The organism is Halomonas sp. Y3 (assembly GCF_024137965.1).
GTDB lineage: Bacteria > Pseudomonadota > Gammaproteobacteria > Pseudomonadales > Halomonadaceae > Halomonas > Halomonas mongoliensis.
Map to the genome: position 1 here is coordinate 2372748 of NZ_CP099975.1, position 19825 is coordinate 2392572.

20 protein-coding genes are annotated in these 19825 nt (G+C 69.4%); 7 read left to right on the plus strand and 13 right to left on the minus strand.

Going from position 1 to position 19825, the window contains the following annotated elements:
* Positions 1-59: 59 nt before the first annotated feature.
* Positions 60-2270, minus strand: coding sequence for an OsmC domain/YcaO domain-containing protein (locus tag NHL60_RS11340; RefSeq protein ID WP_253443319.1), 2211 nt, complete (start codon positions 2268-2270; stop codon positions 60-62).
* Between the two features lie 183 nt (positions 2271-2453).
* Here NHL60_RS11340 and NHL60_RS11345 point away from each other — a divergent pair, with 183 nt between their 5' ends.
* Together NHL60_RS11345 and NHL60_RS11350 are read left to right on the plus strand one after the other, a co-directional pair.
* Positions 2454-2891, plus strand: a complete 438-nt coding sequence (locus NHL60_RS11345) for an antitoxin Xre/MbcA/ParS toxin-binding domain-containing protein (protein ID WP_253443321.1) — start codon at positions 2454-2456, stop codon at positions 2889-2891.
* A complete protein-coding gene (locus tag NHL60_RS11350; protein WP_253443323.1) occupies positions 2891-3376 on the plus strand; it encodes an RES family NAD+ phosphorylase in 486 nt (161 codons plus the stop codon). Before NHL60_RS11345 ends, NHL60_RS11350 begins: the two co-directional genes overlap by 1 nt.
* A gap of 39 nt (positions 3377-3415) precedes the next feature.
* Here NHL60_RS11350 and NHL60_RS11355 read toward each other — a convergent pair whose 3' ends face one another.
* Entirely contained in the window at positions 3416-4180 is a 765-nt protein-coding gene (locus tag NHL60_RS11355; protein ID WP_253443325.1) for an SDR family NAD(P)-dependent oxidoreductase, read from the minus strand.
* 333 nt (positions 4181-4513) lie between these two features.
* Here NHL60_RS11355 and NHL60_RS11360 point away from each other — a divergent pair, with 333 nt between their 5' ends.
* From NHL60_RS11360 to NHL60_RS11370, 3 genes are all read left to right on the plus strand, one after another.
* Positions 4514-5005, plus strand: a complete 492-nt coding sequence (locus NHL60_RS11360) for a CIA30 family protein (RefSeq protein ID WP_253443327.1) — start codon at positions 4514-4516, stop codon at positions 5003-5005.
* A gap of 128 nt (positions 5006-5133) precedes the next feature.
* Entirely contained in the window at positions 5134-6723 is a 1590-nt protein-coding gene (locus tag NHL60_RS11365) for a BCCT family transporter (RefSeq protein WP_253443329.1), read from the plus strand.
* 100 nt (positions 6724-6823) lie between these two features.
* Entirely contained in the window at positions 6824-7153 is a 330-nt protein-coding gene (locus NHL60_RS11370) for a hypothetical protein (RefSeq protein WP_253443331.1), read from the plus strand.
* 99 nt (positions 7154-7252) lie between these two features.
* Here NHL60_RS11370 and NHL60_RS11375 read toward each other — a convergent pair whose 3' ends face one another.
* On the minus strand, positions 7253-8806 hold the full coding sequence (locus NHL60_RS11375; protein ID WP_253443333.1) for a glutamate synthase-related protein: 1554 nt from the start codon (positions 8804-8806) through the stop codon (positions 7253-7255).
* 168 nt (positions 8807-8974) lie between these two features.
* Here NHL60_RS11375 and NHL60_RS11380 point away from each other — a divergent pair, with 168 nt between their 5' ends.
* Entirely contained in the window at positions 8975-9874 is a 900-nt protein-coding gene (locus NHL60_RS11380) for a cation diffusion facilitator family transporter (protein ID WP_253443335.1), read from the plus strand.
* 7 nt (positions 9875-9881) lie between these two features.
* On the opposite strand, the gene NHL60_RS11385 is transcribed toward NHL60_RS11380, so the two are convergent.
* The 7 genes from NHL60_RS11385 to NHL60_RS11415 form a co-directional block, all read right to left on the minus strand.
* On the minus strand, positions 9882-11531 hold the full coding sequence (locus tag NHL60_RS11385; protein WP_253443337.1) for an MBL fold metallo-hydrolase: 1650 nt from the start codon (positions 11529-11531) through the stop codon (positions 9882-9884).
* A 219-nt stretch (positions 11532-11750) separates the two neighbouring features.
* Positions 11751-12161, minus strand: a complete 411-nt coding sequence (locus NHL60_RS11390; protein ID WP_253443339.1) for a YciI family protein — start codon at positions 12159-12161, stop codon at positions 11751-11753.
* Positions 12158-13003 (minus strand): YciI family protein, encoded by an 846-nt coding sequence (locus tag NHL60_RS11395; protein WP_253443341.1) that lies wholly within the window; start codon positions 13001-13003, stop codon positions 12158-12160. Before NHL60_RS11395 ends, NHL60_RS11390 begins: the two co-directional genes overlap by 4 nt.
* A 92-nt stretch (positions 13004-13095) precedes the next feature.
* Positions 13096-14325 carry an RNA polymerase sigma factor gene (locus tag NHL60_RS11400; RefSeq protein WP_367399328.1) on the minus strand — a complete coding sequence of 410 codons (1230 nt, stop codon included), beginning with the start codon at positions 14323-14325 and terminating at the stop codon, positions 13096-13098.
* Between the two features lie 149 nt (positions 14326-14474).
* Positions 14475-15293, minus strand: coding sequence for a DUF2182 domain-containing protein (locus NHL60_RS11405; RefSeq protein WP_253443343.1), 819 nt, complete (start codon positions 15291-15293; stop codon positions 14475-14477).
* On the minus strand, positions 15290-15952 hold the full coding sequence (locus NHL60_RS11410) for a DUF1326 domain-containing protein (RefSeq protein ID WP_253443345.1): 663 nt from the start codon (positions 15950-15952) through the stop codon (positions 15290-15292). Before NHL60_RS11410 ends, NHL60_RS11405 begins: the two co-directional genes overlap by 4 nt.
* 142 nt (positions 15953-16094) lie before the next feature.
* The gene (locus NHL60_RS11415; RefSeq protein WP_253443347.1) at positions 16095-16673 is read right to left on the minus strand and encodes a TetR/AcrR family transcriptional regulator; all 579 of its coding nucleotides are present in this window, start codon (positions 16671-16673) and stop codon (positions 16095-16097) included.
* A 143-nt stretch (positions 16674-16816) separates the two neighbouring features.
* Here NHL60_RS11415 and NHL60_RS11420 point away from each other — a divergent pair, with 143 nt between their 5' ends.
* The gene (locus NHL60_RS11420) at positions 16817-17221 is read left to right on the plus strand and encodes a RidA family protein (protein WP_253443349.1); all 405 of its coding nucleotides are present in this window, start codon (positions 16817-16819) and stop codon (positions 17219-17221) included.
* On the opposite strand, the gene NHL60_RS11425 is transcribed toward NHL60_RS11420, so the two are convergent.
* From NHL60_RS11425 to NHL60_RS11435, 3 genes are read right to left on the minus strand one after another with little or no spacing between them, the layout of a single operon-like run.
* Positions 17218-18276 carry a serine hydrolase gene (locus NHL60_RS11425; protein ID WP_253443351.1) on the minus strand — a complete coding sequence of 353 codons (1059 nt, stop codon included), beginning with the start codon at positions 18274-18276 and terminating at the stop codon, positions 17218-17220. The two genes, NHL60_RS11420 and NHL60_RS11425, sit on opposite strands and share 4 nt — an antisense overlap.
* Positions 18273-19406: an OpgC domain-containing protein gene (opgC, locus tag NHL60_RS11430; RefSeq protein ID WP_253443353.1), complete on the minus strand. Its 1134-nt coding sequence runs from the start codon at positions 19404-19406 to the stop codon at positions 18273-18275. Before opgC ends, NHL60_RS11425 begins: the two co-directional genes overlap by 4 nt.
* A 31-nt stretch (positions 19407-19437) precedes the next feature.
* Positions 19438-19776, minus strand: a complete 339-nt coding sequence (locus NHL60_RS11435) for a hypothetical protein (RefSeq protein ID WP_253443355.1) — start codon at positions 19774-19776, stop codon at positions 19438-19440.
* Between the last annotated feature and the right edge of the window lie 49 nt (positions 19777-19825).

Genomic DNA, 19825 nt, shown 5'->3' on the forward strand with positions numbered 1-19825 from the left:
GTCATGTCGGGCGATGCCCCGGGTGTTGGCCCAAGGTGGCGGCGCGACGCCGCCCTCGCTCAGGCCGGGGCGCGCATCCCCGCCCGGCGGGCCCGGGCGGCATGGAGCTTCCTGTAGCTCTCGATCAGGCGCTGGTGCTTCTCCAGCCCCTCCAGCGCCATGCTGGTGGGCGTCAGGCCGTGGAAGCGCACCCTGCCCAGCACCGAGCCGATCACCGCCTCGATGGTCGCCTCGCCGAACATGCGGCCGAGGTTGTGGCGGAAGTCGTCGAGTTCGAGCTCGTCATCCAGCACGATCTCCAGCACCGCCTGCACCGCGCGGTAGAAGAGGTTGCGCTCGACGGTGTTGTCGTTGAACTGCAGGAACATCTCGACCCGCTCCAGGGCCTCCTCCTGCTGGCCCAGCGCCAGATTGATCAGCAGCTTCAGCTCGAGGATGGTCAGCTGGCCCCAGTCGGTGTTCTCGTCGAACTCGATGCCGATCAGGGTGATGATATCCATGTGCTCGTCGAGCTGGCTCTCCTCCAGGCGCTCGAGCAGGTCGGCAAGCCGGTCATCCTCCAGGCGGTGAAGATTGAGGATCTCCTCGCGGTACTGCAGCGCCACGTTGGTGTTGTCCCACACCAGATCCTCCACCGGATAGACCTCGGAGAAGCCGGGCACCAGGATGCGGCAGGTCGGCGCGCCGAGCTCGTCGCGCACGGCCACATACGCCTCGAGCTCCAGCGTCTCGAGGATGCCGAACAGGGTCGCCGCCTCCTCCTCGTTGCTGTTGGCGCCGCTGCCGGAGAAGTCCCAGTCGCAGAAGTCGATGTCCGAGCGGGCGCTGAAGAAGCGCCAGGAGATCACCCCGGAGGAGTCGATGAAGTGCTCGACGTAGTTGTTGGGCTCGGTCACCGCCATGGAGTTGAAGGTGGGCGGCAGGAAGTCGTTGAAGCCCTCGATACTGCGCCCCTGCAGCAGCTCGGTGAAGGTGCGCTCCAGGGCCACGTGGAAGCTCGGGTGGGCGCCGAAGGAGGCGAAGACGCCACCGGTCTTGGGGTTCATCAGGGTGACGCACATCACCGGAAACTGGCCGCCGAGCGACGCATCCTTGACCAGCACCGGGTAGCCCTGGGCCTCCAGCGCCTCGATGCCCTCGACGATCTCGGGGTAGCGCGCCAGCACCTCGGCCGGCACGTCGGGCAGCGCCAGCTCCTCCTCGATGATCTTGCGCTTCACCGCCCGCTCAAAGATCTCGGAAAGGCACTGCACCTGGGCCTCGGCCAGGGTGTTCCCCGCGCTCATGCCGTTGCTGAGGTAGAGGTTCTCGATCAGGTTCGAGGGGAAGTAGACCGTCTCGCCGTCGGAGTGGCGCACGAAGGGCAGCGAGACGATGCCGCGATCCGCCCGGCCGGAGTTGGTATCGATCAGGTGGGAGCCGCGAAGCTCCCCCTCCGGGTCGTAGATCTCCCGGGTGGTGTCGTCGAGGATCTCCGCCGGCAGCGCGTCGCCCGGCCCGGGCTGGAACCACTTCTCGTCGGGGTAGTGGACGAACTCGGCGTCGGCGATCTCCTCGCCGAAGAACTGGTCGTTGTAGAAGAAGTTGAAGTTGGTGCGCTCGATGAACTCGCCCAGCGCCGAGCAGAGCGCGCTCTCCTTGGTGGCCCCCTTGCCGTTGGTGAAGCACATCGGCGAGGCGGCGTCGCGGATATGCAGCGACCACACATGAGGCACGATGTTGCGCCAGGAGGCGATCTCGATCTTCATGCCGAGCTCGGCCAGGATGCCGGTCATGTTGGCGATGGTCTGCTCCAGCGGCAGGTCCTTGCCCTCGATCCAGGTGTAGTCGTCGCCGTCCGGCTGGCCCATCAGCAGCGCCTGGGCGTCCTCGTCGATGTTCTCGACCACCTCGATCTGGAACTCGGGGCCCTCCTGCACCACCTTCTTGACGGTGCAGCGGTCGATGGAGCGCAAAATGCCCTGGCGGTCCTTGTCGGAGATGTCCTCGGGCAGCTCGATCTGGATGCGGAAGATCTGCTTGTAGCGGTTCTCCGGGTCGACGATGTTGTTCTGCGACAGCCGGATGTTCTCGGTGGGGATGTCCCGGGCGTTGCAGTAGACCTTGACGAAGTAGGCCGCACACATCGCCGAGGAGGCCAGGAAGTAGTCGAAGGGCCCCGGCGCCGAGCCGTCGCCCTTGTAACGAATGGGCTGGTCGGAGATGACCGTGAAGTCGTCGAACTTGGCCTCCAGGCGGAGGTTGTCGAGATAGTTGACCTTGATTTCCATGGGGCACCGGGGGAGTTGGCGTGGGCAGCGGGGGCGGAAAACCCGCCATTATCCAGCTTTTCGCGCCGGGCGTCATGGCAGGTAACAAAATTGCACCGCACACGCCAGGAAACATCATAATGATGTGCACCAGGCATCAAATCGCAGTACGCTTGGGGGTAGCCCCCTTCAGGAGACGCCGCCATGGCTACTGCCGAACTTCACGAGGTCGTCAGCGAGAGCCTGGATCCGGCCATCTTCGACGACAGCGCCGCTTTCATCCGTGCCGTGCGCCGCGGCGTGCCCGGCAGCGTGGTGCGCGAGGCCATTACCGCCCTGGGCAACACTCCCGAAGCACGCGAGCTCTTCGTGACCCTGCTGGAGACCACCTCCGGCAACCTGCACCGCTACTACAAGCGCGCGGCGCTGGGCCGCACCGAGAGCGAGAAGGTGCTCGATACCCTGCGTCTGGTGCACTACGCCCAGGCGGTGTTCGATGATGCCGAGCTGGCCGCCGACTGGCTCGCGACCCCGGTCGCCGCCCTGGCGGGCGAGACGCCGCTATCGCTGTGCGACACCTTCCAGGGCCGCCGGCTGGTGCGTGACGCCCTGGGCAAGATCGAGTACGGCGAGTTCAGCTGATGGCCAACCGGCTCTATCGCATCGCCCCGGCACGCTTTCTCGAGGCCTATGCCGGTACCGGCGCCAGCTACCGGGACGGGGCGCGCTGGAACCGCCCGGGCGACCCGGTGCTCTACTTCGCCACCTCGCCCAGCCTGGCCATGCTGGAGATGAGCCACTACCTGCCATCGCCACGCCACGTGCCGGCAAGCTACCGGCTCGGGGTCTACGAAGTGGAAGCGGAGGAGGACGCGGCCGAGACCCTGGCCCCCAGCGCGCTGCCCGACGACTGGGCCGGCTTCCCCTACCCTGCCGCCACCCAGGCGCTCGGCTCGGCGTGGCTGCGCTCGCGCAAGGGGCTGATCCTCAGAGTACCGAGCTGTGCGGTGCCCGGCGGGCTGGAGAGCATCGCCGTGGTCAACCCGCTGCATGAAGCCATTGCGGGGCTGCGGCTGGTGGACACCCTGGCGGCGCGCTACAACCCGCGGGCCTTTCGGCGGGGTTGAGGGCACGCCGGGCGGGGCCGTGCGCCCCCGCGCCTCGGCCTACTGGGCGCAGTAGCCGCCGTCCACCACGTAGGTGTTGCCGGTACAGCCCGAGGCCAGGTCGGAAAACAGATAGACCGCCATCCCCGCACACTCCTCGTTGCTGACGTAGCGGCCCAGGGGAATGCGCGCCGTGAAGGCCTGCTGCACCTCGGCACCGTGGCCCGGATTGGCCTGGTCCTCGATGGAACGCATCATGCGATTGTCCACCGGGCCGGGGTTGAGGGTATTGACCCGGATGCCCTCCGGGCCGAGCTCCGCCGCGAGACAGCGCATCATGCCCACCACGGCATGCTTGCTGCTGACATAGGGCGTGAGCCCGGACGCGCCGCGCAGGCCTGCCACGCTGGAGGTGATCACGATACTGCCGCCGCCCGTCTGGCGCAGCGCCGGCAGCGCCGCCTCCACCCCGAAGCGCACGCCGTGCACGTTCACCGCGAAGACCGTTTCCCAGGCCGTATCGGAGCGGCTGTCGAAGGGGCCCACCTCGCCCTCGATGCCGGCGTTGAGAAACACCCCGTCCAGCCGGCCGAAGTGCTTGAGCGCCGCCGCGACCATGCGCTCGTTGTCCTCCCGCCGGCTAACGTCCACGGCGAGCCCCACTGCGCGCTCGCCCAGCGACTGGGCGATTGCCTCGACGGGCCCGGCCTCGCGGTCAGTGATCACCACGCTTGCCCCCTGGGCGTGCGCCATCCGCGCTGTGGTCTCGCCGATGCCGCCCGCACCGCCGGTTATCGCGATCACTTTTCCCTTCAAGCTGCTCATGACATGCTCCCTGAGGTGACGAGGATTCTCGAGCCGCCATCGGGCTCGGGCTAGGAAAGTCTAGCCGTTCTTAGACAACTTGATACCTGGCGCACCCCGGCCTGCGACAACCTGTCAACGAGAAGGCCCTTTCGCCACGCATCCAGGGGAATCGCGATGATGACATGGCGCCATACCGCCCGAAGGCTGGCCACTGCCGGCATGGCGATGGTCTCGATGATGGGCCTGGCCGCCGCCAATGACCCAGGCCAGGCGTCTCAGGGCATCTCGGGAGTGCCAGTGCCCTCGGCGATATCCGAGCGAACGACAAGCGACACGGGACGGAGTGAGCCCATGACCTACCTGATCGACTTCCAGGACCCGGGCGAGGCCAACCGCTGGCGCGCCATCAACGACGCCGTGATGGGCGGCGTCTCTCGCGGCGGCCTGACCGTTGAGGACGGCACTGGCGTCTTCAGCGGCGAGACCTCGCTTGAGAACAACGGCGGCTTCGCCTCGGTGCGCCGCGACCCCGAGGCCTTCGATCTCGCCCGCCAGGCGGGCATAGCGCTGCGGGTGCGAGGCGATGGGCGCACCTACCAGCTGCGCCTCTATACCGACCAGCTGCCACGGGGTGCCGCCTATCGGGCCGAGTTCCAGCCCACCGCCGACCAGTGGCAGCGCATCACCCTGCCCTGGCACGCCTTCGAGCCGATGTTCAGGGGCCGGCGACTCGGCGAGGTTGCGCCCCTCGACCCGGCGCGAATCGACCAGGTCGGGCTGATGATCGTCGACCGCCAGGCCGGCCCCTTCCGCCTGGAGCTGGCGTGGCTCGATGCGCCCTGAGGGGTGCCTTGCCGGGCAGCAGGCACCGCCCGACTTCAGACTTAAGTGGAATATTGTTAGCATACTGTCGCTCTAGTCCGCGCCGTGGCTGTCTCGGCGCGCTCCTCCTCCGCCACTAGAGCATCCGGATGTCATCCCAGAACACCCCCGCCCCCACCGGGGCTTCGCTACTCTCACGCCTCGGCGACCCCATCGTGCTGCTGCTCACGGTCGGCTTTATCGTGGCCTTCGTCGGCCTGTCGCTCTTCGACATCGACCGGGTCGCCGACACCATCGGCGCCGGCTTCGCCTGGACGGCGGCCACGTTAGGCACCTACTTCCAGCTCCTGCTGCTGCTGACCTTCCTGGTCGCCATCGGCGTGGCCATCTCGCCGGCGGCGAGCGCACGGGTCGGCAACCTGGAGAGCCCGCAGATCGGCACCTTCAAGTGGCTGTCGATGATCATGTGCACCCTGCTGGCCGGGGGCGGCGTCTTCTTCGCCGCGGGCGAGCCGGTCTACCACTTCGTGGTGACCCCGCCGGCCTTCGACACCGAGGCGGGCACCGCCGAGGCCGTGGCCGGGGCCCTGGCCCAGTCGTTCATGCACTGGGGCTTTCTGGCCTGGGCGGTGCTGGGCTCGCTCTCCGCCATCGTGTTGGCCCACGCCCACTACGTGAAGGGCCAGCCGCTGCAGCCCCGCACCCTGCTCTATCCGGTATTCGGCGAGCGCGTCATGAAGGGCGCTCTGGGCAGCATCGTGGACGCCTGCTGCGTGATCGCGGTGGTCGCGGGCACCGTCGGCCCCATCGGCTTCCTCGCCACCCAGGTGAGCTTCGGCCTGCATGAGCTGTTCGGGGTCAGCCAGGGCTACGGCACCCAGCTCGGTATCCTGGCACTGCTGGCGGTGGTCTACGTCACCTCGGCCATGACCGGCATTCACAAGGGCATCCAGACGCTGTCGCGCTTCAACGTCTTCCTGGCACTGGCCATCGCCGCGGTGATCCTGGTGGCGGGCCCGACCCTGTTTCTGGTCAACGCCTTCGCCCAGGGCTTCGGCGAGTACCTGTCGTCGTTCTTCGCCATGGCGACCATGACCGCCGAGACCGCCCCGGCCTGGTGGATGCAGTGGTGGACGGTGTTCTTCTTCGCCTGGTTCATCGGCTATGCGCCGCTGATGGCGATCTTCGTGGCGCGCATCTCGCGGGGCCGCACCATCCGCGAGATGATCCTCGCCGTGGCCGTGATGGCCCCGGTGGCCACCGCCATCTGGTTCACGCTGCTCGGCGGCTCAGGCATCTACTACCAGCTGACCGGCGCCATCGACCTCAGTGATGCGCTGAACAACTTCCAGTTCGACGTGGCGACCCTGACCGTGGCCCAGGCCCTGCCTGGCGGGACCCTGATGGCGCTGGCCATCCTGCTGCTGACCAGCATCTTCGTGGCCACCACCGGCGACTCCATGAGCTACGCCATCGCCGTGGTCTGCGCCGGCCACGATGCCCCCCACCGCCTGGTGCGCGCCTTCTGGGGCATCGCCATGGCGCTGATGGCGGGCATCCTGCTCTACATGGGGGCGGGGCAGATCAGTGCCCTGCAGCAGTTCATCGTGATCACCGCGATTCCGGTCTCGCTGATCCTGCTGCCCACGCTCTGGACCGGCCCCCGCGCCGCCTACGCCCTGGCCCGGGAGCAGGACATCCTGCCGCCGGCGGAGCACCTGACCGGCCAGGCCCGTTAAGCGACAGAAGCTATTCACCTTGGCAACCGGTTCAGGCACCATGAGGTTTCGAACAGCCGTCAAGAACGGATCGGCAACGGCCCACCGCTGGAGGAGCCCCATGCAACCGCTGAGCTACTACTACTACAACGTGCTCGAAGGTCTCGAGAAACCGCACGACGTGCCCACCGACCGGCTGCAGGAGGGCTACGACATCCTCTACCGGCACGGCGGGCGCATCGAAATGGACCTGATGCACAAGGCTCGGGAAGGTGACGCCAGGGGCCAGCCCTACCGCTGGTATGAAGCGCTGGACGAGGAGCAGCGGGCGAAGCTGCACAAGGCGCTGGACGACGATGACCCCGCCAAGATCCTCAAGATCATTCAGCGCAACGGCTATGCCGGCGTGCTCTACCACCACGCCTGGGAGCACTTCCGCGACGCCTCCTGAGCCGGCCAGCGTCTCCCTCTATTGCCTACGCCAGGGCCCGCGCAGTCGCGCGGGCCCTTCTCGTACCAGGGAAGAGCGCCGCGGGACCGAACGCTGCGCTTACCTCACGGAATCGACCACGCCGGCAAAGCGCACGCCGCTGAGCAGGGCCATCTCGCGCTTCCAGGTGGCCAGATCATCGGCGTTGAGGCCGGACAGGCTGTCGTGGCCGCAGGCCCGCGCCATCACCTGCATCAGCGCCGTGGAGGCGCGCAGGAAGCGCTCGAGCTGGGCGGCGGACTTCTCGACGTCGAGGCGCTGGCGCAGATCGCCGCGCTGGGTGGCGATCCCCGCCGGGCAGTTGTTGGTGTGGCAGATGCGCGCCGCCACGCAGCCGATGGACTGCATGGCGCTGTTGGCGATGGCCACGCCGTCGGCGCCCAGCGCCAGGGCCTTGACGAAGTCGATGGGCAGGCGCAGGCCACCGGTGACGATCAGGGTCACCCGGCCACTGGCCCCCTCGGCGTCCAGGTAGCGGCGCGCCCGGGCCAGCGCCGGAATGGTCGGCACGCTGATATGGTCGCGAAACATGGTGGGGGCCGCCCCGGTGCCGCCCCCGCGGCCGTCGAGGATCAGGTAGTCGGCCCCGGCGTCCAGGGCGAACTGGATGTCGCGCTCGATATGGTTGGCGCTGAGCTTGAAGCCCACGGGAACGCCGCCGGTGATCTCGCGCACGCGGTCGGCGAAGCGGCGGAAGTCCGCCACGTCGTGCAGGTCCTCGAAGGTGGCCGGCGAGACGGCGGGCTGGCCCTCCTCGAGGCCGCGCACCTCGGCGATCTTGCCGGTCACCTTGTTGCCCGGCAGGTGGCCGCCGGTGCCGGTCTTGGCCCCCTGGCCGCCCTTGAAGTGGAAGGCCTGTACCTTCTCGAGCAGGCGCTCCTCATAGCCGAACCTGGCGCTGGCCAGCTCGTAAAAGTAGCGGGAGTTCTCGGCCTGCTCTTCGGGCAGCATGCCCCCCTCCCCGGAGCAGATCCCGGTGCCGGCCCGCTCAGCGCCGCGGGCGAGCGCTATCTTGGCCTCTTCGGAGAGGGCACCGAAGCTCATGTCGGAGACCAGCAGCGGCATCTCCAGGGTCAGCGGCTTTCTCGCCTCGGGGCCCACCACCAGGCGGGTGGACACCTCGGCGTCGTCAAGCAGCGGCTGGGTCGCCAGCTGCGCCACCATCAGCTGCAGGTCATCCCACTGAGGCAGGCGATGGCGCGGCACGCCCATGGCGGCGACCGGCCCATGGCGCCCCACCCCGTCCAGCCCCTCCCGGGCCAGCTGGTGGATGAACTCGACGGTGGGCTCCTCCTCGGTGGCCTCGGCCTTGGGGGCCCGCTCCTCGCCGCCCTCGTCATCGGGTTCCGGCGCCTCCTGGCCCACCTGGTCGCTGGCGAACTGCTTGTGGGTACCGTCGCAGTAGGGGGCGTCACCGGTCTGCTTGCACTGGCAGAGGTACGCCTCGCCGTCCTTCTCGGCGGTGAACATCTGCGGCGTGAAGCCGGTGCCCTTGTGGGAGCCGTCGCAGAAGGGCTGGTCGCCGGAGCGGCCGCAGCGGCAGAAGGCGTACTCCTTGCCCTTCTCCAGGGTGACCTTTGTCGGCTTGTTGTCGGCGATAATCGGCTGGCTCATGGCTGGCTCCTGATTCGAATCGAGGCGCCATCAGTCTGGAAGAGCCACGCCGGACCCGCCAGTGGCCGGGGAAGCCACCAATAAACGCAAGCCGGAACGGCCCTCGCTCGGCGTTTTGCGCTCGGCTAGAATGGAAGGTTTTCCCTCTCGGATCGTCACAGAGCCAACATGCAAGCCACCCTCGAACAGCGCGCCCTCAAGGTCTCCATCATCGTCACCCTCGTCGTCTCGAGCCTGGGGGTCACCTTCGGCCTGCTGGCCGGGTCCCAGTCGATCCTCTTCGACGGCGTCTTCTCCACCATCGACGCGGCCATGTCGGCCCTCTCCCTGGTGGTGGCGCGGCTCGCCATCCGCGAGGCCAGCCAGCGCTTCCAGCACGGCTACTGGCACCTGGAGCCGCTGGTGGCAGCGCTCAACGGCGCCATTCTGATGCTGCTCTGCTTCTACGCCTTCCTTAACGCCGTTCAGGGGCTGATGGAGGGCGGCCGCGAGCTCGACTTCGCCATCGCCTATGCGGTGGTGGTGGCCATCGCCTGCTTCAGCATGGTGATCTACCAGAAGCGCTTGAACCGCCACGCCGACTCCGAGTTCGTGCGCATCGACATCCAGGGCTGGCTGATGGCCGCGCTGATCACCACCGCCCTGCTGGTGGCCTTTGCCATCGCCCTGCTGCTGCAGGACACCGCCTGGGCCCACCTGACCCGCTACGTCGACTCCGCGCTGCTGATGGTGCTCACCGCCTGCTTCATGCCGGTGCCGCTGGGCATCGTGCGCCGGGCGGTGCGCGAGATCTTTCTGATCGCCCCGAGCGCGGTCGACCGCGAGGTGCACGCCGCCATGGTGCCGGTGATGGCCCGGGAGGGGCTGCTCAACTACCACAGCCACGTGGCCAAGGCCGGTCGCGGCCACTTCATCGAGATCCATATCGTCACCGCGCCCGAGTTCGGCGCCGGCCAGGGGGTGGCGGTGATGGACGAGATCCGCGAGCAGATCAGCGCCGGGCTCTCCATCCCGCCGGAGCGGCGCTGGTTTACCGTGGCCTTTACCGCCGACGAGCGCTGGGCCTAGGCACGGTTCACCCCTCCCGAGAGATCCACTCGCCGTCGCGCTGCTCGGCGCGCCCCTCCCCCTCCAGCTTGAGCAGGTGGGCCAGCGCCGAGCGCGCCGCCACCCCGAGCCGCGCCTCGGGCACGTCGTCATAGGCGTGGCGGGTCAGCGCCTCGAGGCTCGCCGGACCAAAGCACGCCAGGGCCCGGGCCACCTTGTGCTCCCGGGCCAGGCGGTGGGTGATCAGGAAGTCCAGGGCCGAATGGGCCTCGCCGATGAGGAAGCCGTGGCCGGGGGCGATGGTGTCGAAGGCCTCCTGCCCCAGGGCGTGCAGGGCCGCGATATAGGCCGCCATGTCACCATCCGGCGGGTTGATCACCACCGTGGAGCCCTGCATCACCTGATCGCCGGCAAACAGCAGCCGCTGGGATTCGAGCAGGAAGCAGAGGTGGTTGGAGGCGTGCCCCGGGGTGTGCAGCACCTTGAGGGGCCCCGCCGGCGTATCGATTCGCTCGCCATGGCCCGGCCGGTGGTCCGGCGCGAAGGTGGCGTCCTGGCTGGCGCCGGGCGGCGGCGGCAGGCCCACCAGCCGGGCGCCGGTTCGCGCCTTGAGCCAGGCGGCCCCCGGCGAGTGGTCGATATGGGTGTGGGTCACCAGCACCCGGGAGATTCGCCCGCCCGCCAGCGCCAGCAGCCGCTCCAGGTGCTCGGGATCTGCCGGGCCGGGGTCGATCACCACATGATCCCGGCCATCGCCCAGCAGGTAGCTGTTGGTGCCGGGGCCAGTCATCACCCCCGGGTTGGGCGCGGTCACTCGGGTCACCCCGGGGGCCAGGGCCAGGGCCACCGCCCGGCCCGGCACGATCTCGGCGAGGGCCGTGCCGTGGCGGTGCGGGTCCAGGCGGCGCACCTCCGCGTAGGCCGGGGCATCCGGTTCTACCTGGCAGCCCCGGCCGTCGCGGCGCGCCGGCCAGGGCCCGCCGGGCCGCAGCGTGGGCGGGTTGGCGTGGGCGTGGCGCAGCAGCGCCTCGGCATCGCGAAACTCGCCGATCAGGCGCAGGGTGCGCAGGGTGGGATAGCTCAGCGCCAGCCGGCCATGGCGGTGCGCCGCCAGCGCCTCGGCGGGCATCATCCAGGCGTGGTCGACGGTCTCGCTGCCGTCATGGCTCGCTTGCTGCCCCGGTGGCGCCAGGGCCACGAAGAAACGCGTATCGAAGCGCCGCGGCGCCCCCGGAGGCGTCACCCAGTGGCCCACGTAGGCCAGCCGGTCCAGCGGCAGCGCGAGGCCGTGGCCCTCGCACAGCTCGCGGAAGCCGACCTCCTCGCGCCGCAGCGCCTCGCGCCCCTCGGTCAGGATCGGATGATCCCCCGGCACCGGCTGCCCCTGCCCGTCCAGAGCCAGCAGCAGGCCCGCCTCCTCCAGGCACTCGCGCAGGGCAGCGATCATGTAGTCGGCCCCGCCCTCATCGAGGCTCAGGATCTGGCTGACGGCGGCATCATTGCGGCCAGAGGCGCAGGCCCGCACATCCGGGTCACAGGGGTCCACGGCGCCGCCGGGAAAGACGAAGTAGCCGGGCAGGAAGGCGGCCTGCCAGGTGCGTTGCAGCAGCAGCACCTCAAGCCCCCGGTCGCTGTCGCGCACCAGGGCCAGGGTCGCGGCGGGACGTATCGCGGTCATGGGCGGCCCGGGGCCGGGTTGGCCGGCGGGAGGTCATCAAGCTGGGGCATCACGGGGGTCCTTGTGGTGATGAGGGCATCCCCAGCAATACCATGCCAGCCGCCCCCGGCCAATCGGCCCATGGCAGGGGGCAGCGCCGCTCCCTACTCGTCCACCACCACCTCGAAGCCGCCGTAAATCAGCCGCTTGCCATCGAAGGGCATGGGGTGGGGTTATCGTTCATGGGATCTCTCCTCCGGTCGGGGGACGCGACGGGGCGGTCTCGGGTGCCGGGTCACGGGGCGGCAGCTCGCGGATCGGCCGCACCTCGACGGTGCCGAAGCGCGCCGGCGGAATGCGCCCGGCGAGGCGCAGCGCCTCGTTGAGGTCGCGGGCCTCGAGCAGATAGAAGCCCGCCAGCTGCTCCTTGGTCTCGGCGAAGGGGCCATCGGAGACCAGCGGCTCGCCGTCGCGCAGCCTCACGCTGACCGCGCTCTCCACCGGCTGCAGGGCCTGGCCGCCGAGGAAGTGGCCCTGCTCGGTCAGCCGCTCCACCCCGGCCACGCACTCCTGATTGAGATCGTGCCACTCCTGGTCGGTCATGGCGGCGATCAGGCTCTCCTGGTAGTAGACCAGGGCGGCATACTTCATGACGCACCTCCCGTTTCCTGATCCAGGCAGCGGCCGGTCTGGCAGGCGATCATCCAGGGCACCCCGAAGCGGTCGGTGAGCATGCCGAAGCGCCGCGCCCAGAAGGTCTCGGCGAAGGGCATGGTGACTTCCCCGTCCTCGGCGAGCCGCCGGAACACCTCGTCGGCCTGGGCCTCGTCGTCATACTCCAGGTGCACCCGGACGCCCTGGGGAACCTGGTAGCACTCCCCCGGCATGTCCGCCCCCATCAGCCGACGACCGCGCAGGTTGAGCGAGGCGTGGATGATGCGATCGTGCCAGTCCGCCGGGACCTCAGCGGCGGTCGGGGTCTCGCCGTAGGGAATCAGCGCCTCCAGATGGCCGCCGGTGACCTCGGCGTAGTAGGTCATCGCCTCCCGGCAGGTGCCGGGGAAGGTCAGGTGCAGGTTGAGCTCGTCGGGCAGCCGCGCCTGGACGCGATGCTGCTCGAGGCCGGCGCTCGGCGCGAAGTCCTCGAGGGTGTAGTAGCGGCGCAGCTCCAGGGTGACGTTGCCGTTGCTGTCCTCGGGGGGCCACTGACTGGCCCAGCGGATCGCCTCCTCCAGGGAGTCGACCTCGAGCACGCTGTAGCCGGCCAGCAGCTCCTCGCTGGGCGCGAAGGGGCCGGCGACCACCCTGGGCTCGCCGTCGCGAAAGACCAGACGGCAGCCCTCGCGACTCGGCCTCAGGCCATCCCCGGAGACCATCACCCCGGCCCTGAGCATCCGCTGGTTGTAATCGGCCATGGCGGCGAGCACCTCCACGTCCGGCTGAGGATCCGACTCCGTCCGGGTATCGGCCTTGCGCATCATCATATAACGCATTCCATCTTCCTCCGTTGTGGCTTACCCCCTGGAGTCGCGCCGGCTCGACGCAGATCGACAGCCACGAGGCTTTTTTGTGCTCCGTGGCCGACTCAGCGCTCGAGCTCGGCCAGCCGGCGTTCGAGGTAGCGCCGCTCGGCTCCCTGGCCGCACAGCGCGAGAGCCTGCCGATAGGCGAGGCGCGCCTCGTCGGACCGGCCGGCGCGGCGCAGCAGGTCGGCCCGGGCGGCATGGAAGAGGTGATAGTCGGCCAGGGCAGCCTCATCCCCCAGCGTCGCCAGCTGGTGCAGGCCCGCCTCCGGGGTATCGCGCATGGCCACCGCCACGGCCTGGTTGAGGGCCACCACCGGCGAGGGCTGGCGGCGCTGGAGCGCCGCATAGAGCCGCACGATGCGCCCCCAGTCGGTGGCCTCGGCCCGGGGCGCCTCGGCGTGCACCGCAGCGATGGAGGCCTGCAGGGTGTAGGGGCCGGTGGGAGTGAGTTCCAGCGCCCGGGCCAGCCAGGCCCGGCCCTCCTCGATGCGCTCCCGGTCCCAGCGCCCTCGATCCTGCTCCTCCAGGGGGATCAGCTCGCCGTCGGCGCCCTGGCGGGCGGCGCGGCGGGCATCATGCAGCAGCATCAGCGCCAGCAGGCCGAAGGCCTCGCCCCGAGGCAGCAGTTCGACCAGAGCGCGGGCGGTGCGTATCGCCTCCTCGGCCAGGCTGACGTCGAGCAGCGCCTCGCCGTCGCTGCGCGAATAGCCCTCGTTGAACACCAGGTAGAGCACCCGCAGCACGCCGGTCAGGCGCTCCGGCAGGGCCGCGGCCTCAGGCACCTCGTAGGGCAGGCCCAGCTCGCGCAGGCGCCGCTTGGCTCGCACGATGCGCTGGGCCAGGGTAGCGGGCCTGGCCAGCAGGGCCGCGGCCACCTGCTCGGTGGTCAGGCCGCACATCTCGCGCAGGGTGAGCGCCACCCGGTCCGCCATGGCCAGCGCCGGGTGGCAGCAGGTGAAGAGCAGGCGCAGCATGTCGTCCTGGATCGTCACGGCATCGAGCCCGGCCCGCGGGGGCTCCTCCTCCAGAGGGGGCTGCTCCCGGGCATGGCGGCGAATCACCTGGCGCCGCCGGATCTGGTCGACGCCGCGGCGCTGGCCGACGCGAATCAGCCAGGCGACGGGATGCTCGGGCACGCCCTCCCCCGGCCACTGCTGCACCGCACTGGCGAAGGCCTCCTGCATCGCCTCCTCGGCGAGGTCGAAATCACCGGTCAGCCGGATCAGGGTAGCCAGCACCCTGGCAGAGTGCTGCCGGTAGAGCCGCTCGATCTGCTGCTCCATGCTCATGGGGAATCACCGCTGCCTGGACATCCCTTCAGCATAGACGGCAAGCCGCATCACCCTGGCCGTTGACCAGCAGGGGGCGAGGCGACGCCCATGCCGGGCCCCGCCTCGCCTGTCGTCGAGTCGAGAAGCGCCGCAATGGGCGCCATGGATCAGTGGGCGCCATGGAGAGGGCTGCCGTGCCCCCCATGATCAGGCACGAGGCCCGGCAGCCAGGCCGGATCCACCATCATCAGCAGCCCGAGCAGGATCAGCAGGCCTCCGACGGGGCGCGCCAGGCGCGCCCCGTGGCGCCCCACCTTCTCGTAGAGCATCAGGGCGGCGAGCGGTGCCATCCAGGTCAGGTTGGCGATCCCGACCACGAACATCACCAGCATCAGCGCCCAGCAGCAGCCGAGACAGAAGGCCCCGTGGCGCAGCCCCAGGGCGAAGCCGCCGGCCACGCCGCGCCGGTAGTGGTTGAGCAGGAAGGCGCGAGGGGCTCGGCACTTGTCCAGGCAGGCCTCCTTGAGGGCGGAGAACTGGAAGGCCCCAGCGAGCACCAGCACGCCACCGGCCAACCATTCGGGCCGCTGGTGCAGCCAGTGCCAGCGGGCACCGAGCCCCTCCAGCAGGGCCATGCCGACCAGCGCCGCCACGCCGAAGGCGGTCCAGACCACCAGGTAGCCGGAGAGGAAGCTGACCCGCGCCAGGCGGGGGTGAGGCTGCCCCGCCGCCACCTGGCGATAGAGCCCGACCATGGGCAGGGTCGTGGGCAGCATCATCGCCGCAATATGCACCTGCCAGGCCACCAGGAAGAGCGCCAGGCTGGCCCAGAGGGCCAGTCCGTCGACCACCAGCCGGTGATGGTGCACCCACTGCACCTCGCCGGTCACTTCGGCGGTGATGGCCAGCAGCCAGGCCAGCAGAATGGCCCCCATCAGCAGTGGCGCGCCCGCCCAGGCAGGGCGCGCTTGGGTAACGGCACTCATGGCCGATGCTCCATCATCCAGGGGGTCTGGATGGCGTTGTGGCCGTCGAAGGACCACGCCATGCCGTGCTGGGGCAGGGTCACCCGGTAGCGTACCGACTTGCCGAGATAGGCCGGCGCCCCCTTCACCGTGGTGAAGGCGCTGCCGTAAAGCGTCGCGGTGCTGCCATCCGGCGAGGACTGGATGGGCGCGAACTCCGCCTCCACCATCCCCTCGGCCTCCAGGCGCCCGCTGGCCTCAGAGGCCTCATGGGTAATCGGCACCCGCTCGACGGCGACCACCTCCCCGACCAGGCTCGCCAGGTCGGCCAGCGGCCCGCCCAGCTTGCCGCCGAAGGCGTCCAGCAGGGCCTCGGCCTGTGCATCGTCGGCGCGGCTGTCGACCAGCAGCACCGAGCGCCAGCCGCCGGCCAGGGCATTACCCGGGATATGGGCCACATTGATCAGGTTCAGCCCCGAGACGTCGACCCCACGGGCCTCGCCCTTCTCCAGATGAAAGGTAATCACGCCGAAGCATTCGCCCCGATCCGGGTCCTCGCCGATGAAGCAGGGGCAGGACACCGCGCAGGAGCAGAGCTCCAGCATGGTGCCTTCCAGACGGTAGCTCGCATCGGCCGTTGCGGTGTCTGTTGCTGCGGTATTTGTCGTGGTGATGTTCATGGCGCACCTCCACCAGCGTCAGGGTTGGATTTCCCCGGGTGGTGAGATGTCGTGAGCGGTCACGGCACCGGCCACGCCGGGGCAGTCGCGCTCCACAGGCCGCCTGGTGCGGCCGGGTCCCTGGCAACCTCCTGGCGCTTCGTCATGACGCCCGGGTCGCCGCCGAGAAGGTGAAATCCAGCATCCGATCGAGGGGGGCCGGATCTCGCAGCAGGCGGCTGCGCAGGGCAGCGCCTTCCCAGCAGTTGAGCAGCAGATTGGCCAGTTCTCGCGGGTCGGCATCCTGGGGGAGTTCACCCTGCTGGCGCGCCTCCTCCAGACAGCTGGCGATACGGCCGCTGATCTCGCCGAAACAGGCTTCGATCCTGGCCGCAAAGGTGGCATTCACGCCGGAGAGCTCCTGTCCCAGGCCGCCCAGCATGCAGCCCATATAGCCATCCCGACGGTACTTGTCCCGCGACAGCTCGAAGAAGCGCCGGGCTCGCGCAAGCGGGGCGAGCCGGGTGTCGCCCAGGGAAAGGTCCAGGCCCTGGTGCACCTCCTCCATGTAGCGATCGACGACCTGCATGGCAAAGTCCTCTTTGCTGCGAAAGTGATGATAGAAGGAGCCCTTGGGAATGCCGGTCTCCTTCAGCAGCACCTGGATCCCCAGGTCGTTGTAGCCGTGCTCCAGCAGCAGACGAAGCCCCGCCTCGAGCAGCCGTTCGCGGGTTGTCGCCATCTCACCTCCACTAGACTGACCGGTCTACTCACAATCTAGACCCGCCAGCCGAGCTGTCAAGGCAACCCGGCACGGCTCCGTCGCATGACGGCCGGCGCGGGCGCTATAGTGTCGACACCACCCGCCGTGACGCCGGAGGCTCCATGCCCGAATTTCGCAACGATCCCACCCTGCCGGTTCCGCTCTTTCCGGGCAGCCATATGGTGCTGGACGACCGCTACGTGTTTCTGTCGGGGCTGACCGCCGTGGATATCCAGGGCGGCGAGACGGTGCTGGGAGATATCGAGGGCGAGACTCATCTGGTGCTGCGGCGGATCCGTCGCATGCTGGCATCGGTCGGCTGCGGCATGGAGCAGGTGGTGCGGGTGGACGTGCATATCACCAACCTGGAGGATATCCGCCGCATGGACGCCGTCTACGCCGAGTTTTTCGAGACGCCACGCTATCCGGCCCGCACCTGCACCCAGTCGCCGCGGCTCTTCGGCGGCGCCCGGGTGGAGATCACGGTGATGGCCCGGCGCCCGGCCGATGACGAGAGAGGTGATTAGGGCCCCAGCCACCCCGACTCACGAATCGCCCGCCCCACTTCGCGCAGCGTCGCCTCCGAGCGCTCGATATCCCGCTCTCCCCGGGTGCAGGCGACCACCACCCAGCGCCGCTCGGTGGCCCCCGCCCCGCGAAAGGCGATGCCGGCGTCGCAGCTGCGCAGGTGCTGAGTGCCGGTCTTGTGGGCGAAGCGGATATCGGGACCCAGGCCCGCCTTGAGCCGCGCCTCGCCGCTGGTGGTGCGCGCCATGATGGCCAGCAGCTCGGCGGTGGCCGCGGGGCCCAGCGCCCGCCCCTCGCCGATGGCGGCGAGCAGCGCGCCGAAGGCGTCCAGGCGCCCGGCGTTGAGCCCGCTCGCGTAGTAGGCCGCGAAGGCGGCATCCAGGCTGGGCAGCGCCAGGGCCGCAGGCGTCACGCCGAGTCGCTCGGCCAGGGCATCGAGGCGCTGCTCGTCATCCTCGACCTGGCGCAGCAGGATGAAGTCCATCCCGGTGAGTTCTCGCGCCCCCGGATGCAGTTGCCCATAGGCCTCGCGGCGCACCGCCAGCAGCGTGGTGATGGGACCGAGCCCGCCCCCGGAGAGCGCCTGGGCGCGGGCGTTCACGGCGCCAAGCCCCAGCCGGCCGATCAGCAGGTCGGTGGCGGTGTTGTCGCTCTCGGTGAGCATCGGCTCGAGCAGCTCGCCCAGGGTCAGGGTCGTGCCCGGCTCCGCCCAGTTGGTGGGCCCGGCGCCGTCCACATAGTCGCGCTCCTCGAGCACCAGGGGCTCGTCGAGGGAGAGCTCGCCCGTCTCCCGGCGCGCCAGCAGCGCCACGGCCACCGGCACCTTGATCAGCGAGGCCAGGTACCAGGTTTCATCGTCGCGCCAGCCGAACGGCTGTCCCCCCTGCGTCAGGCCGCCCGCCCCCAGCTCCTGAACGTAAAGGCCGATCTCGTCATCGCCCTCGGCCTCCAGGGCGGCCAGCCGGGCCTCGAGCTCGGACTCCCAAGCGCCGCCGGCCAGGGCCGGGGCGGCCATGACCAGGCTCGAGAGCACAATCGCGGCGAGCCACCTCATCCCCGCTTCTCCCGGAACCAGCCGGTCAGGGCGATCCAGCCAGCGGTGGCCAGCACCAGGGCCACCCCGATGCCCAGCACCTGGGGGTAGTCGTAGACCCGCCAGGCGTCGAGCAGGAACCGAAAGACGCCGAAGATCACCACGATATGGAAGATGAAGGCCTTGAGGGCGTCGCTACCGATCAGGGTGAGCGGGCGCAGCCAGCGCGCCGCCGCCGCGCCGCCCTGCAGGCAGAGCGCCAGGATCACCAGGGCCCCGCCCAGGCTGAAGAGCATGAAGGCGAGCTCCGGCGGGTGCTTGCCCGCATTGCGCGCCACCGCCATCAGGGCGTCGTGGACCGAGGCCTCCGGGGCGGCGACGGCCAGGGAGAAGAAGGCGAGCAGCATCAGCGCCCCGCCACCGGCGATGGCGAGCAGCAGCCGGGCGCGCCAGGCGCTCCAGTAGCCGCGCAGCAGCGCCTCACCGACCAGCAGGCCCAGCAGCACCAGCGGCAACCGCGAGAGCTGGCCCCAGGTGTAGTGGTCGGCATCCTCCACCAGCAGCGCCTTGAGCGGCTCGATGCCCCAGAAGGTGGCGTGGCGCTCCAGCCAGCCGGCGGCCAGGGCGATGGCCACCGGCAGCAGCAGCCGCGACCAGAGCGGCAGCCGGCACCAGAGCGGCAGCACCCAGGGCAGCCAGAGCAGGGCGATGGCGTAGAAGCCGAGGATCTCGACCCAGATCGGGAAGCGCTGATAGAGCAGGGCGTCGAGGATGTCCTCCCGGGGGAAGATGGCCATCATCTCCACCACGGTGAGCAACTTGTACCAGAAGAGCACCTCCAGGCCGCGCAGCATCAGGCGCAGGCGGCGCCTGGGCCAGTCCGCCTCCCCTACCCGGGGCAGGAAGGCCACGGCGAGCGCGATGCCGAACACCACGATGAACAGCGAGGAGGAGAACTTGGTGACGAGATGCACCGGCACCAGGCCCCAGTCGGGCAGCTGGCGGATGCCATAGAGCCCGCTGACCGTGTGGCTGAGGATCATCAGCGCGATGGCGACGCCCCGGGCCAGGTCAATGGCCTCGATACGCCCCTCCGCCCGGGGCAGCTGGGCGCGTTCGGCGAGCCGGTCGCGGATTGCCTTCCCTTGCATCTATCGATCTCCTGAAGGCCGTCTCCCGGCGCTAGTCGTCCAGCACTTCGATGCTCTCGATGGTGAGGCGTCGCCCCTCCTCCCGGGAAAAGGCGAACTCACCCTCCACCCGCACCCGCTCCCCAAGCAGGGAGGCAACCTTGTCATGGGGGAAGAGCTCTACCCGGTTGAGGCCCTCATCCTCGACCCAGTAGTGCAGCGGCTCCTCGAAGTGGCGCACCACCCCTTCGGTGATTACCCGACTGCCGTCGAGGGCCTCACCGTCGGTGGCCAGCACCGCCAGGGGCGCCTCCCGGGGGCCCGGGTCGCCACCGCAGCCGCCGAGCCACAGCAGAAGGATCAGGAGAGGCATCAGCAGGCGAGACATCATCGGGAACCTCGTGGGCAGGGGGATTGAGTAGTGACCGTGCAGAGCCGGC